Origin of the sequence: Pseudomonas sp. NPDC077451, assembly GCF_044543345.1 — a bacterium.
Lineage (GTDB): Bacteria > Pseudomonadota > Gammaproteobacteria > Pseudomonadales > Pseudomonadaceae > Stutzerimonas.
Genome location: NZ_JBITVX010000004.1, coordinates 14,045 through 27,237, shown reverse-complemented (window position 1 = coordinate 27,237; position 13,193 = coordinate 14,045). Strand labels below are relative to the sequence as shown.

Here is a 13,193-nt window from a genome sequence, read left to right as displayed (position 1 = left end):
AAGATCGCCAGCAAGCTGGCTCCTACAGACGGCGCTATGCCGATACTGGGTGATAGATATCGTTGGTCCTTACGATCACCCCTTCAACGAAAGCAGCGTGGCTGCACCCAGCTCAACGTCAACCCGCGGGCCAGGCTTTCGTAGGAGCCAGCTTGCTGGCGATCCGGACCTCCGCGGTGTGCCGAAAAGATCGCCAGCACGCGGGCTCCTACAGACGACGCTGTACCGATACCGGCTGATAGATATCGTTGGCCATTTACGAGGCAGCGAGTCGATTGAGAAGGGAACCGCAACGACCCGAACGCCTCGAAAAGACCAGGCGGCAGCCGCCGCGGAATCAATCATCGACGAAGCTATGGGGTTTCGAATGAGGCTTCGCACACCATTGTCCGCCTGGCGTTCGCTGTCCGGTTTTGGCCTGCTGTTGGGCACGCTGTTTTTCTGCGCGGCGTTGACGCCCTCGCTGTTGCCGCGCTCGACCCTGAGCCAGGGCGTGCTGGCTGGCGCAGCACTGGCCGCAGGCTACGGCCTGGGCGTATTCGCCCGTTGGCTGTGGCGTTACATGGAGCTGGCGGTGCCGCCGGAACGTTTGCGCAGCCGGGTCAATATCATCATCGCCATCGTCAGTGCGACGCTGGCGGCTTATTTTCTTAGCCAAGTCACCGGCTGGCAGAACTCGATCCGCTCGTTGATGGGCATGCCGCCGGTCACCAGCGGGCACCTGCTGGAAGTGATACTGACCGCGCTGGCGACTTTCCTGATCCTGCTGATCCTGGCGCGCCTGTACCGCCTCGTTTCGCGCTTCGTTTCTCGCCGTGCCGATCGCTTCCTGCCGCGCCGGGTCGCGAATGTCATAGGCGTCGTGGTCGCCCTGACATTGTTCTGGTCGCTGGTCACCGATGTGCTGGTCACCCGGGCACTGAAGGTATTGGACGCGTCCTTCGCGCAGTACGACGCGCTGATCGAGCCGGAAGCGGCGCAACCGGCCTCATCGCTCAAGAGCGGCAGCCGCGAATCGCTGCTGCGCTGGGACGAGCTGGGGCGTACCGGCCGCGAGTTCATTGCATCCGGCCCGTCGGCTCGGGACATAGCGGCCATCAGCGGTCGCGCTGCGCAGGAGCCGATCCGTGTCTACGTCGGCTTGCGTGCCGCCGAAACGCCTGAAGCGCGCGCGAGACTGGCCCTGCGCGAGCTGCTGCGCACCGGCGCCTTCGAGCGGTCGGTACTGGTGCTGGTCACGCCGACCGGCACCGGCTGGATCGACCCCGCCGCGATGAACAGCGTCGAGTACCTGCACCATGGCGATGTCGCCAGTGCGGCGCTGCAGTACTCCTACCTGAACAGCCCGCTGTCATTGCTGGTGGAAGCCGAGTACGGCGCTGACGTGGCGCGGGCACTGTTCGAGGAGGTTTATGACTACTGGCGAGAATTGCCGACCGAACGACGGCCAAGGCTCTACTTGCACGGCCTGAGCCTCGGCGCTTTGCATTCGCAAGCGTCCTGGGAGCTGCATGAGCTGATCGGCGATCCCTTTCAGGGTGCGCTGTGGAGCGGCCCCCCTTTTGAGAGCCAGATGTGGCGGCGAATCACGGACGACCGCAATCCGGGAAGCCCCGAATGGCTACCGCAATTTCGCGATGGTCGTTTCGTTCGCTTCATGAATCAGCACGGCACGCCCGAGCCGATGGACGCTTCATGGGGGCCGATGCGGTTGCTCTATCTGCAATATGCCAGCGACCCGATCGTCTTTTTCGACTACCGCTACGCCTGGCGCCGACCGGACTGGCTGAGCGAGCCGCGCGGCCCGGACGTCACACCGGCGCTGCGCTGGTTTCCACTGGTGACCATGCTGCAGCTGGCGGTCGACATGGCAGTCACCACCCCGACACCACCGGGCCATGGGCATGTGTATGCGCCTGCCGATTATGTCGATGCCTGGCGGTTGGTGACTGCGCCCAACGATTGGAGTGACGAGACCTTGTCCCGCCTGAAAGCCCATCTGACCCGCGAACTCGCCAGCGCCGCCGAACAGGACGGCAATGAAGCAGCCTACGGCAATCGTGGCGGCTAGATCGGTCGCCCTTCGCCTGGTTCAACCACCACGAGACGTGGCGGTGGCGGCGAGCGGTCAGCGCGTGCCGATCACCGTCGCCGCATGGCCCGGCTGGCCCGCCAGCTGACGCTGGGCCATCTTCTGCTGCTTATAGGCCAGAGCAGCCGGCGCGACCGGTGTCACCTTGCCGGTTTCCATCCACTTTTTCAGGCGGTTGGCGTCGGCCATGTGGGTGTACTTGCCAAAGGCATCGAGCACCACGAAGGCTACGGGGCGCTTGTTCATCACGGTGCGCATCACCAGGCAATGGCCGGCCGCATTGGTAAAGCCGGTCTTGGTCAGCTGAATGCTCCAGTCAGGCTTGCGCACCAGGGCGTTGGTATTGCGGAAACCCAGGGTGTAGTTGGGCTTGTGGAAGGCCACGGTCTTTTCGCTGGTGGTGCTGAACTGCTCGATCAATGGATATGCCTGGCTGGCCTTGAGCAGTTTGACCAGGTCATTGGCGCTGGAGACGTTCCGCTCGGACAGGCCGGTGGGCTCGACATAGTGCGTACGGGTCATTCCCAACGCCTTGGCTTTGGCGTTCATCGCCTGGATGAAGGCGCTGTAACCGCCCGGATAATGGTGTGCCAGGCTCGCCGCGGCGCGGTTCTCGGACGACATCAGGGTCAACAGCAGCATTTCGCGACGGCTGATCTCGCTGCCGATGCGTACACGCGAGTACACCCCCTGCATTTCGCGCGCGTCACGGATGGTGACGGACAGGCGCTGATCGAGCGGCAGCTTGGCGTCGAGCGCCACCATCGCGGTCATCAGCTTGGTCACCGATGCGATCGGCACCACCACGTCTGGATTGCTGGAATAGAGCACTTCATTGGTTTTCAGATCGATCACCAGCGCGCTGCCAGAGGCCAGCTCCTGTTGCACAGGGGCCTTCGCAGCAGCGGTGGAAACGGGGGTCAACATGGCGCTGCTGCAGGCGAGCAGCAAGCCGAGAATGGAATGACGAAGCTTCAAGATGGACACCGATGAATTGGCAGTGAAAAAAGGCGCGCCGAAGCAGACGGACGCGGCGCGCATTATACGGAAAAGGCGAGCACAAACATGGTCGCAAGCCCTTATATTTCGGCGCTTGCAGCGTATCGACCGAACGCAGGGCTCTGGCCGTTTCGCTTGTTTCGCCTCACGGACCGTTCAGCGCAACGGCCACAATCCAAAGCGTAGAACAACATGCGTAGCGCTGCTGGGTTTGCCGGCCCGCGGCTCATAAGCTTGTCGGCAGCGCGACTTTTCGCCACAACCGAGCCGACCGGCGGAACCCGGTCGCTGTTGATAGGTCCGCTTTTAGCAGTCCTGGTGTTTTGGTTGACACGGCCGAAGGCACCTTCACCGCTTCGCAGAGTCCAAACCTTACATTCAAAGGGGAGAACGCTATGTCCCGCTTCAGCCGCACACCCACCACCCGCGACGAAATCGAGCGCGAAATCCAGAATTTGATGACCGCGCTTGACGATCTCAAGGATGACGCCTCGCGCGAGTCGCGTCATCGTTTCAACGCCCTGCGTTCGCGCGCCGAGACGCTGTGGAACGACAACAAGTGGGACGAGCACTGCCACGACCTGTCCCGCCGCGGCCGTGATGCCGGGCGCATGGCCAAGGATTGCGCTCGCGAGCATCCGCTGAGCACGGTCGCTCTGGCCGCTGGCGCAGTTGCGCTGATTGGCTATCTCGCCACGCGTCGCTGATGCGGCCGAGCCGTCATGCTCAACGCTGAAACGCCGCGGCTCAAATTCGCTCTGTATGGCGCGCATTCGAGCCTCGGCAACGCGCTGCTCTGCGAGCTGCTGACGCGGCAACACGAAGCCGTGGCCCTGGTCGATGATCTCAATTCGATGACCGTCCGCCCAGGACTGCGCGCCAAGACCGGTGATCTGTTCGATGCCGTCAGTGTCTCGCAGAGCGTGGCCGGGATGGATGCGGTGATCTGTTTGTACGACAGCCCGTCATTGGCCACAGCCTCCGGCGCAGCAGCCAATCATCAGCCGCATGACCTGTATCAGGCGGTCGATGCCTTGCTGTCCGGTTTGCCAAAGGTCGGTGTCGAACGGCTGGTACTGGTCGCCGATCTGTCCGCCAAGGGCGACGATCCGACCGTCACCGCCGCGCTGCAACGCATTGCTGCGCATCCGTTGAAATGGACGCTGGTGGATGCCAACGCTGATGGCGACGACCTGTCGATCGAGGATTTCAGCGTGATTGACGATCTCGACTCCAGTGATCGACGTGTGCAGCTACGGCGTATCGCTGCGGGAATCGTCGACGAGCTGGAGACACCGCAGCACCTGCACGAGCAGATTCACTTCCGTATCTGAGCGACCCTCAAGCGCTGAGCTGGCTGCGCAGCTGCGTCAGAACCGGGCCCGAATCCGGCCGTACCCCGCGCCACAACTCGAAGGCCGCCGCCGCCTGTTCGACCAACATGCCGAGCCCATCGCGGGTCGCTGCGCCGCGTCCGGCCGCCCACTGGCAGAAGGGCGTCGGCTTCGCGCCGTACATCATGTCGTAGCAGAGGGTAACGCCAGGTTCGATGAGGTCATCGCTCAACGGTGGCAGTTCACCGCCGAGGCTCGCCGAGGTGCCGTTGATGATCACATCGAAAGGGCCTCGCAGCTGCTCGAAGGCGCTTGCACTGACCGGCCCCAGCTCGGTGAACTCGCCGGCCAGCTGTTCGGCCTTGGCCAGGGTGCGGTTGGATATGACCAATGCTACCGGGCGTTGCGCCAGCAGGGGCTCGAGCACCCCACGCACCGCACCACCAGCGCCCAGTAACAGAATCCGCTTGCCTTGCAGCGTGACGCCAGCGTTGTCCCGCAAGTCGCGGACCAGGCCAATGCCGTCAGTGTTATCGCCCAGCAGGCGACCATCTTCCAGCTTCTTCAGGGTATTCACCGCGCCGGCACGTTGGGCGCGCTCGCTCAGCTGGTCGGCAAGGCGAAACGCCTGTTCCTTGAAGGGCACGGTGACATTCGCGCCCAACCCCTGTTCGAAGAATGTGCGGGCATAGCCGGGGAAGTCATCGAGCGGCGCCAGCAAGGGCTCGTAGCTGAGCGTCTGGCCGGTCTGCTCGGCAAACAGACGGTGGATCTGAGGCGATTTGCTGTGGCCGATGGGGTTGCCGAATACGCCGTAGCGGTCCATTGATGCTCCTAAAAGCAGTAGCGATTCAGAGGTGGTATGGGCTATTCAAGGCTATTCGCCCAGCCAGTCACGATCCTGCAGGAAGTACTCGGTCAGCCGCGCCTCGGGAGTGCCGGGCTCGGGATGCTTGTTGTAACCCCAGCGCACCAGCGGCGGCAGCGACATCAGGATCGACTCGGTGCGTCCACCTGACTGCAGACCGAACAGGGTGCCGCGGTCGTAGACCAGGTTGTATTCCACATAGCGCCCGCGGCGCAGCTCCTGGAATTCCCGCTCGCGCTCACCGAAGGGCATCGCTTTGCGCCGCTGGACGATTGGCAGGTAGGCCTCGATGTAGGCATCGCCTACCGCCCGCATGAAGGCGAAGCTGGTGTCGAAATCCCATTCGTTCAGGTCGTCGAAGAACAGCCCACCGACCCCGCGCGGCTCGTTGCGATGCTTGATGTGGAAATACCGATCACACCATTCCTTGTAGCGCGAATAGACATCGGAGCCGAACGGCGCACACGCGTCCCGGGCCACCCGGTGCCAGTGCACGCAATCCTCTTCGTTACCGTAGTAGGGCGTCAGGTCGAAGCCACCACCAAACCACCAGACCGGCTCTTCGCCTTCTTTCTCGGCAATGAAGAAGCGCACATTGGCGTGGGAGGTCGGCACATAGGGGTTTTCCGGGTGGATCACCAGCGACACGCCGAGCGCTTCGAAGCCACGGCCGGCCAGTTCAGGGCGATGGGCGCTGGCCGAAGGCGGCAGCCCGCTGCCATGAACGTGGGAGAAATTGACGCCGCCCTTTTCGATCAGCGCACCGTTTTCGATGACCCGGGTCCTGCCACCGCCGCCTGCGGGGCGCGTCCAGGCATCCTCGACGAAGCGGGCACCGCCGTCTTCGGCTTCAAGGGTGGCGCAGATACGGTCCTGCAGATCGAGCAGGTAGGCTTTGACGGCTTCGGTACGCTCGTTCACGAATTCACCTTGGCAAGTGGCTGCGCCGCCGCCAGGCATAAACCAAAGCAGCGACGCTGAAACAGAAGGCCGGCAAGCATATCATCGAGCCAATTGACGGACGCGCCCCGGAAGCGTTGGATAGGCTCCTTTGCTTTTGCCAGGAGTCGATATGTCGCAGCGCATCCAGTTCAGTCAGCACGGTGGCCCTGAAGTCCTCGAACAGGTCGACGTCCCGGTCGCCACACCGGGCGCCGGTGAGGTACGCGTGCGCAACCATGCGATCGGCCTGAATTTCATCGATACCTATTTCCGCAGCGGGCTCTATGCACCACCAAGCCTGCCATCGGGCCTCGGCACCGAAGGCGCTGGTGTGGTCGAGGCGCTGGGCGAGGGCGTTAATGAATTCGAGGTCGGTGACCGCGTGGCTTATGCGACCGGGCCGCTGGGTTCCTATGGCGAGCACCACATCCTGCCAGCACGACATCTGGTCAAGCTGCCCGAAAGCGTGAGCTTCGAACAAGCCGCCTCGGTGATGCTCAAGGGCCTGACGACTCAATATCTGCTGCGCCAGACCTATGCGCTGAAAGCAGGCGAAACCATCCTTTTCCACGCGGCGGCCGGTGGTGTCGGCTCGATCGCCTGTCAGTGGGCCAAGGCCATCGGCGCCCGGCTGATCGGCGTGGTTGGCTCGGCAGAAAAGGCCGAGCGCGCCAAATCACTGGGCGCCTGGGAGACTATCGATCGCACTCAGGAAGACATCGTCCAGCGTGTGTTAGAGCTGACTGACGGCCAGAAATGTCCGGTTGTCTACGACTCGGTGGGCAAGAGCAGCTGGGACGTCTCGCTCGATTGTGTCGCCCCGCGTGGCCTGCTGGTCAGCTTCGGCAATGCATCCGGCGCGGTTACCGGAGTCAATCTTGGCGTACTGGCTCAGAAGGGCTCGCTGTATGTCACCCGGCCAACCCTGGCTGGCTACGCCACCTCAGCCGAACGCCTGCGAGGCATGGCGGTCGAGCTGTTCGAGATGATCGTCAGCGGCCAGATCAAGGTGGAGATCGGCCAGCGTTACCCGCTCGCCGACGCTGCCGAGGCGCAGCGCCAGCTCGCCGCAGGCAAGACGACCGGCTCGACCATCCTCCTGCCCTGAACTGGCTGGAAGCCAGCGCGCCCTGGCGCCATTGGCGTCAGGATGCGCGGATGACCTCGCCGTTGCGTATATCGCGAATGGTGGAGGGGTTTTTACGTCCGCCCAGGCTGCCGCCAAGCACGCCGTCCAGATCCCCTGGAAAGTACTGCTCGACGCGCAGACGTGAGCGCGCCGAAGGTCGGCCGGCCGGGTTGGCCGAGGTGGACACCAATGGTCCGGTCAAGGCGCAAAGCCTCGCCACCAGCGGGTGATCGGTCACACGCAGTGCAACACTGTCGTGTTGGCCGGTGATCCAGTCTGGCAAGCGATCACGGTGCGGGACCAGCCAGGTATTCGGCCCAGGCCAGCTGCCAACCAAACGGTCCAGCCAACGCTCAGGAAGGTCTTCCAGCAGAAAATCGAATTGCTCGACGCAGTCGGCGACCAGAATCAGTCCTTTCTCCACCGGCCGTTCCTTCAGAGCCAGCAACCGATGTACCGCGTCGCTATCCCAAGGATCGCAGCCCAGCCCCCAGACCGCCTCGGTCGGATAGGCGATCACCCCGCCACGCCTGACGACCCGCGCCGCCTGCTGCACACGCCAATTGCCGACCATTGCCACCTCCCCTGAGACTGATCGGCGAAGTGTACCCAAGCGCTGTCGGCAGCACAGTAGGGCCTTAACCCGTACAGGCGACCCAGCGACCATTCTCGCAAGCGACGAGCCCCTCGATTTCCAGCTCGGTGAGCGCTGCGAGGATTTCTGACAAGGGCTGGTTCACGGCATCTGCCAGCGCCTCGCTGCTCATGGGAGCGGCATGCAGCTGGGCGAGCAATGGGTGCATCGGCTCGGATCGTTGCGCTTCGGGTGTGGCCGGGGTTTGCTGCCAGCCGCGCAAGGCCTGCAGTACGTCGTCGACACTTTCCACCAGTGCAGCGCCCTGGCGAATCAGCTGGTGACAGCCTCGGGCGCCGGGATGGTGGATCGAGCCGGGGATCGCATAGACCTCACGACCCTGTTCGGCAGCCAGGCGGGCGGTGATCAGCGAGCCGCTCGAAGGACTTGCCTCGACCACCAGCACACCCAATGACAAGCCGCTGATGATTCGATTACGACGAGGAAAGTTGGCGGCCTGCGGCGGACAGTCGAGCGGCAGTTCTGAGACCACCGCACCACCACCCTCAACAATGCGCGCAGCTAGCCCCAGATGGCGACGCGGATAAAGGCACTGCAGCCCTGTACCCAGTACGGCGATCGTCTTGCCACCCACATCCAGCGCACCCTGGTGTGCTGCGCCGTCGATACCCAGGGCCAGCCCGCTGGTAATCACGAAACCGCCGCGAGCCAGGCTGCGCGCAAAGGCAGTGGCGTTATCCAGCCCTGGTCGAGAGGCGCGACGGCTGCCGACCATGGCCAGCTGCGGGCGCTCCAGCAGGCCTGGATCACCCTCGATGAACAACAGGGGTGGGACGTCCGGCAGTTCCTCCAGCAACCCGGGATACGCCGGGTCATCCCACATCAGCAGATGGTGCCCCGGTGCCTCCAGCCAGACCAGGCTGGCCGCGGCTCGCTCACGGATCGCCGGGCTGCGCCTGGCTTCGGCACAACTGGCCGGCAAGCCCAACGAGCGCCACGCGGAGGCTGGCGCGCTGAGCGCTGAGGACGCATCGGGAAAGGCACTGAGCAATTTATGCAGGCGACGCGGGCCCAGCTCCGGCAACAAATGCAGGCGCAGGCGCGCTTCCAGTTCAGCAGGGGAAATCGAAGGCATGACAACAATCCTTGTCTCTTGGCACCGCATCCATGCAGTGCTGTTCAGCAGAAATGACAAGCCCCGCGATGCGGGGCTTGGGGGTATCAGGGGTTGCGGACCTTATCCATCACCGACAGTGAGCGAGTCGCCTGCAGGACCAGGCCATAGCTGAGCTTGTCGTAGGTGCGGAACACCATCAGCAGGCCCGAACGCTCGTCAGGAATCTTCACGTTTTCACCAGTGACTCGGTCGCGGACGGTTTCGCCGGTCTTGTACACGGCCAGCACGTTGCCGACGTTCAGCCCGTCACGCGCACCCCGGTTCAGCGTAACCACATCGAACTGACCGATCTGGGTCACGCCGCGCGGTACATCCAGAATCACACCGTTGATTTCTTCTTTCGGCTCGCTCGGCATGAAGGTCGAATTAACCGCACGCTCTTCACTGGGGAACAGACGGTCGCCAATGCGCGCTTCCTGGGTAACCCGCGTGAGCATCATGGTCGCAATGTCACCTTCCATGTCGAGAAGCTCGGCGGTGCCTACATCGTCGGCGTTAATACCTAGGAACTCGCCGCTCTCTGGGTCAACGTAGGTCTTGCCCTGACGGAAGATGCCGTAGATGCCGATGTCATCCTGGAACTCACCGCGGCCGTAGACACGATCCCCAGAGCCACTGATGACGCGCTCGGCGTTGCCTGCAACGATGTAAGGAGCGGCCTCGAATTCAGCTGCGCTGTCGACAATGCGGTTACTCAGCAGAAAGCTGTTGATGGCTTCCAGCGGGATGGTGCTGATGGCCTCGGCCATGGGGGTCGTGCGAACGGTCGGCGAGAGCTTGATGGTTCCGCGCGACGCGCCACGGTTGAGCATGATGCGCGGTTGGCCGTCGACGTAGACCAGGCTGAGGCTGTCGCCGGGATAGATCAGATGCGGGTTTTCCACCTGCGGGTTCGCATGCCAGAGTTCAGGCCATTTCCAGGGTTCGCTGAGAAAGCGGCCGGAAATGTCCCAGAGTGTGTCGCCTTTCACTACGGTGTATTGCTCAGGATGGCCATCCTTCAGCTCCACAGCGGCCTGCGCCATGCCGCCAACCGCCACCAACAGCAGGGCGAGTAGTGATTTCCTCATGTGGTGAATCCCTTTATGATGTGCCTTCACGTAAAGCGCCCTAGCGCCGCAGAAACCCTTGTGGAAAGCGGCGTTAAGCCGTTTACAAGCTGCTCGGCATCTTAGCAGCGGCTTTTGACTTTATTCCATAAGTGCATCACAAACGCATATGGCAATCCTGAACATCCTAGAATTTCCCGATCCACGCCTGCGCACCATCGCCAAACCGGTGGACGTGGTCGACGACGGCGTTCGTCAGCTGATCGACGACATGTTCGAGACCATGTACGACGCACCGGGCATCGGCCTGGCCGCCACGCAGGTCAACGTGCACAAGCGGATCGTGGTGATGGACCTGTCGGAAGACAAGACCGAGCCACGGGTCTTCATCAATCCCGAGTTTGAGTTCCTCACCGACGAGATGGAGCAGTACCAGGAAGGATGCCTGTCGGTCCCCGGCTTCTACGAAAACGTAGATCGTCCACAAAAGGTGAAGATCAAGGCGCTGGACCGCGACGGTCAGCCTTATGAGCTGATTGCTGAAGGTCTGCTCGCGGTCTGCATCCAGCACGAATGCGATCACCTCAACGGCAAGCTGTTCGTCGATTATCTTTCCAACCTCAAGCGCGACCGGATCAAGAAGAAGCTGGAAAAGCTTCACCGTCAGCAGGCTTGATCTCCCACTCCAAAGGCTTGCAGCAGCAAGCCTTTTTTATTGATGAGTCTTCTATGCGCATCGTTTTCGCCGGCACGCCGGAATTCGCCGCTCAGCATCTACAAGCCCTGCTCGACGCCAAGCGTCAGGTCGTGGCGGTGTATACGCAGCCGGATCGCCCGGCAGGTCGTGGCCAGAAACTGATGCCCAGCCCGGTCAAGCAGTTGGCGCTGCAGCATGGAATACCAGTTTATCAACCCCAGACCCTGCGCGATCCGGCTGCCCAGGCAGAGCTGGATGGTTTGCAGGCGGACCTGATGGTCGTGGTCGCCTATGGCTTGATCCTGCCGCAGGCCGTGCTGGACATGCCGCGCCTGGGCTGTATCAACAGCCACGCCTCGTTGCTGCCACGTTGGCGTGGCGCAGCGCCGATTCAGCGTGCCATTGAAGCAGGCGATGCCGAATCCGGTGTGACCGTCATGCAAATGGAAGCGGGGCTGGATACCGGGCCGATGCTGCTCAAGGTCAGCACGCCGATCACCCGTGAGGATACCGGCGGCACCCTGCATGATCGCCTGGCCGAACTCGGCTCGCGCGCCGTGATCGAAGCGGCAGCGGCGCTGGAAGCCGGCACACTGAAAGGCGAAGTCCAGGACGACAGCCTGGCTACCTATGCGCACAAGCTGAACAAGGACGAAGCTCGCCTCGACTGGCAGCGCCCCGCAGTTGAGCTTGAACGCCTGGTGCGGGCGTTCAATCCCTGGCCGATTTGCCACAGCAGCCTCGACGGCGCGCCGGTGAAAATTCACGCCGCGCAACTGTCCACAGGTCAGGGCGCGCCGGGCCAGATCATCGAAGCAAGCAAGGACGGCCTGGAGGTTGCCTGTGGTGAGGGTTCGCTGACGCTCACTCGTCTGCAACTCCCTGGCGGCAAGGCACTGGCCGTCAGCGACCTGTTCAATAGCCGCCGCGAACAGTTTGCCGTCGGCAAGGCGCTCGAATAATGTCAATGAATCCGCGTCTCGCCGCAGCACGCGCGCTAGCGGTCGTGCTGTCCGGCAAGGCCTCGCTGAACAGCAGCCTGCCGGATGTATTGGGTAAGGTCGACGCGCGTGACCGCGGCCTGACCCAGGAACTGGCATTTGGCACCGCCCGCTGGCAGCCGCGCCTGTCAGGCCTCGCCGAGCGCTTGTTGCAGAAGCCGTTCAAGGCAGCGGACCGCGATGTCGAAGCCTTGCTGCTGGTCGGCCTGTACCAGCTGTTCTACACCCGCATTCCGCCGCATGCCGCCATTGGCGAAACCGTTGGCTGCGCCGAGAAGCTGAAGAAACCCTGGGCGAAAGGCTTGCTCAACGCGGTGCTGCGCAACGCGCAGCGTGACGGCGAAGCGCTGCTCAAAGAGCTCGAACGCGATCCGGTGATTCGCTTCGCCCACCCGCGCTGGCTGCAAAAGTCGCTCAAGGCTCATTGGCCTGAGCAGTGGGAAGCGATCTGCATCGCAAACAACCTGCATCCTCCGATGATGCTGCGGGTCAACCATCGTCAGGTCGAGCGCGACACCTATCTCGCGGAACTGCAGGAAGCCGGCATCGAGGCCTTCCCCTGCAGCCACAGCAGAGACGGCATCCGACTCGCCGCCGCTTGCGACGTCACTCAACTGCCTGGCTTTGCCGAGGGCCGCATCAGTGTGCAGGACGAAGCGGCGCAATTGGCCGCCGGTCTGCTCGATCTGGCCCCCGGTCAACGCGTGTTGGACGCCTGCTGCGCCCCGGGCGGCAAGACCTGCCACATTCTCGAACGCGAACCTGCCTTGGCTGAAGTGATCGCCCTGGACCTCGAGCCGAAACGATTGCAGCGTGTGCAGGAAAACCTCAACCGCTTGCAGCTCGACGCCAAACTGGTGGCTGCCGATGCCCGAGCCACCGACGTTTGGTGGGACGGCGAACCCTTCCAGCGGATCCTGCTCGACGCGCCGTGTTCGGCCACCGGCGTGATCCGTCGCCATCCGGACATCAAGCTGGCGCGCCAAGCCGATGACATCGCGCCGCTGGCCACGCTGCAGGGCGAGATGCTCGACGCGCTGTGGCCAACCCTGGCAGTGGGCGGGGTGCTGCTTTACGCCACCTGTTCGGTGCTGCCGACCGAAAACCGCGAGGTGATCGAAGCCTTCCTGACGCGCACGACCGGCGCCCGTGAATTGGACCTGCCCAAGGGTTTCGGCGTCGAACAGACGCATGGACGTCAGCTGTTGCCTCAGGACAATGGCCACGACGGCTTCTACTACGCCAAATTGATAAAAGTCGCGGCCCAACCCAATGGCCGACAATCCTAAGGTGGGCCAGACGCCAATGTC

13 protein-coding genes are annotated in these 13,193 nt (G+C 62.9%); 7 read left to right on the top strand and 6 right to left on the bottom strand.

What is annotated here, in order from left to right; genetic code table 11:
• The first annotated feature begins 367 nt into the window (after positions 1 to 367).
• Positions 368 to 2,071: an alpha/beta hydrolase gene (locus ACIGHL_RS08440; protein ID WP_128122051.1), complete on the top strand. Its 1,704-nt coding sequence runs from the start codon at positions 368 to 370 to the stop codon at positions 2,069 to 2,071.
• A gap of 57 nt (positions 2,072 to 2,128) precedes the next feature.
• Here ACIGHL_RS08440 and pbpG read toward each other — a convergent pair whose 3' ends face one another.
• The gene (gene pbpG, locus ACIGHL_RS08435; RefSeq protein ID WP_128122050.1) at positions 2,129 to 3,070 is read right to left on the bottom strand and encodes a D-alanyl-D-alanine endopeptidase; all 942 of its coding nucleotides are present in this window, start codon (positions 3,068 to 3,070) and stop codon (positions 2,129 to 2,131) included.
• Positions 3,071 to 3,486: 416 nt separating this feature from the next.
• On the opposite strand from pbpG, the gene ACIGHL_RS08430 reads away from it, so the two are divergent.
• Positions 3,487 to 3,798, top strand: coding sequence for a glycine zipper domain-containing protein (locus ACIGHL_RS08430; protein WP_045422911.1), 312 nt, complete (start codon positions 3,487 to 3,489; stop codon positions 3,796 to 3,798).
• A gap of 15 nt (positions 3,799 to 3,813) precedes the next feature.
• Complete coding sequence (locus tag ACIGHL_RS08425) at positions 3,814 to 4,425, top strand: NAD(P)-dependent oxidoreductase (RefSeq protein WP_128122049.1); 612 nt, start codon at positions 3,814 to 3,816, stop codon at positions 4,423 to 4,425.
• A 7-nt stretch (positions 4,426 to 4,432) separates the two neighbouring features.
• On the opposite strand, the gene aroE is transcribed toward ACIGHL_RS08425, so the two are convergent.
• Together aroE and hemF are read right to left on the bottom strand one after the other, a co-directional pair.
• The gene (gene aroE / locus ACIGHL_RS08420; RefSeq protein WP_128122048.1) at positions 4,433 to 5,251 is read right to left on the bottom strand and encodes a shikimate dehydrogenase; all 819 of its coding nucleotides are present in this window, start codon (positions 5,249 to 5,251) and stop codon (positions 4,433 to 4,435) included.
• Positions 5,252 to 5,302: 51 nt separating this feature from the next.
• Positions 5,303 to 6,253 carry an oxygen-dependent coproporphyrinogen oxidase gene (hemF, locus tag ACIGHL_RS08415; RefSeq protein WP_499175986.1) on the bottom strand — a complete coding sequence of 317 codons (951 nt, stop codon included), beginning with the start codon at positions 6,251 to 6,253 and terminating at the stop codon, positions 5,303 to 5,305.
• 112 nt (positions 6,254 to 6,365) lie between these two features.
• Between hemF and ACIGHL_RS08410 the strand changes: the two genes are divergently transcribed.
• Complete coding sequence (locus ACIGHL_RS08410) at positions 6,366 to 7,343, top strand: quinone oxidoreductase family protein (RefSeq protein ID WP_128122046.1); 978 nt, start codon at positions 6,366 to 6,368, stop codon at positions 7,341 to 7,343.
• Between the two features lie 37 nt (positions 7,344 to 7,380).
• Here the strand turns inward: ACIGHL_RS08410 and tsaC are convergent, their stop codons facing one another.
• The 3 genes from tsaC to ACIGHL_RS08395 all read right to left on the bottom strand — a co-directional run bounded on the left by tsaC (position 7,381) and on the right by ACIGHL_RS08395 (position 10,206).
• Positions 7,381 to 7,938, bottom strand: coding sequence for an L-threonylcarbamoyladenylate synthase type 1 TsaC (gene tsaC, locus ACIGHL_RS08405; RefSeq protein ID WP_045422918.1), 558 nt, complete (start codon positions 7,936 to 7,938; stop codon positions 7,381 to 7,383).
• A 64-nt stretch (positions 7,939 to 8,002) separates the two neighbouring features.
• Positions 8,003 to 9,094, bottom strand: a complete 1,092-nt coding sequence (dprA, locus tag ACIGHL_RS08400) for a DNA-processing protein DprA (protein ID WP_128122045.1) — start codon at positions 9,092 to 9,094, stop codon at positions 8,003 to 8,005.
• A gap of 86 nt (positions 9,095 to 9,180) precedes the next feature.
• The gene (locus ACIGHL_RS08395; protein WP_128122044.1) at positions 9,181 to 10,206 is read right to left on the bottom strand and encodes a LysM peptidoglycan-binding domain-containing protein; all 1,026 of its coding nucleotides are present in this window, start codon (positions 10,204 to 10,206) and stop codon (positions 9,181 to 9,183) included.
• Between the two features lie 148 nt (positions 10,207 to 10,354).
• Here ACIGHL_RS08395 and def point away from each other — a divergent pair, with 148 nt between their 5' ends.
• The 3 genes from def to rsmB are packed head-to-tail and all read left to right on the top strand — an operon-like array spanning position 10,355 to position 13,172.
• Positions 10,355 to 10,861 carry a peptide deformylase gene (gene def / locus ACIGHL_RS08390; RefSeq protein WP_128122043.1) on the top strand — a complete coding sequence of 169 codons (507 nt, stop codon included), beginning with the start codon at positions 10,355 to 10,357 and terminating at the stop codon, positions 10,859 to 10,861.
• Between the two features lie 53 nt (positions 10,862 to 10,914).
• Complete coding sequence (fmt, locus tag ACIGHL_RS08385; RefSeq protein ID WP_128122042.1) at positions 10,915 to 11,844, top strand: methionyl-tRNA formyltransferase; 930 nt, start codon at positions 10,915 to 10,917, stop codon at positions 11,842 to 11,844.
• Between the two features lie 5 nt (positions 11,845 to 11,849).
• Positions 11,850 to 13,172 carry a 16S rRNA (cytosine(967)-C(5))-methyltransferase RsmB gene (rsmB, locus tag ACIGHL_RS08380; protein WP_128122041.1) on the top strand — a complete coding sequence of 441 codons (1,323 nt, stop codon included), beginning with the start codon at positions 11,850 to 11,852 and terminating at the stop codon, positions 13,170 to 13,172.
• Positions 13,173 to 13,193 lie beyond the last annotated feature (21 nt).

Coding starts and splice junctions, on each gene's coding strand:
- fmt (WP_128122042.1), top strand. CDS start 10,915: ATGCGCATCGTTTTCGCCGGCACGCCGGAATTCGCCGCTCAGCATCTA.
- ACIGHL_RS08410 (WP_128122046.1), top strand. CDS start 6,366: ATGTCGCAGCGCATCCAGTTCAGTCAGCACGGTGGCCCTGAAGTCCTC.
- hemF (WP_499175986.1), bottom strand. CDS start 6,253: ATGCCTGGCGGCGGCGCAGCCACTTGCCAAGGTGAATTCGTGAACGAG.
- aroE (WP_128122048.1), bottom strand. CDS start 5,251: ATGGACCGCTACGGCGTATTCGGCAACCCCATCGGCCACAGCAAATCG.
- ACIGHL_RS08425 (WP_128122049.1), top strand. CDS start 3,814: ATGCTCAACGCTGAAACGCCGCGGCTCAAATTCGCTCTGTATGGCGCG.
- ACIGHL_RS08430 (WP_045422911.1), top strand. CDS start 3,487: ATGTCCCGCTTCAGCCGCACACCCACCACCCGCGACGAAATCGAGCGC.
- def (WP_128122043.1), top strand. CDS start 10,355: ATGGCAATCCTGAACATCCTAGAATTTCCCGATCCACGCCTGCGCACC.
- dprA (WP_128122045.1), bottom strand. CDS start 9,094: ATGCCTTCGATTTCCCCTGCTGAACTGGAAGCGCGCCTGCGCCTGCAT.
- ACIGHL_RS08440 (WP_128122051.1), top strand. CDS start 368: ATGAGGCTTCGCACACCATTGTCCGCCTGGCGTTCGCTGTCCGGTTTT.
- rsmB (WP_128122041.1), top strand. CDS start 11,850: ATGAATCCGCGTCTCGCCGCAGCACGCGCGCTAGCGGTCGTGCTGTCC.
- ACIGHL_RS08395 (WP_128122044.1), bottom strand. CDS start 10,206: ATGAGGAAATCACTACTCGCCCTGCTGTTGGTGGCGGTTGGCGGCATG.
- tsaC (WP_045422918.1), bottom strand. CDS start 7,938: ATGGTCGGCAATTGGCGTGTGCAGCAGGCGGCGCGGGTCGTCAGGCGT.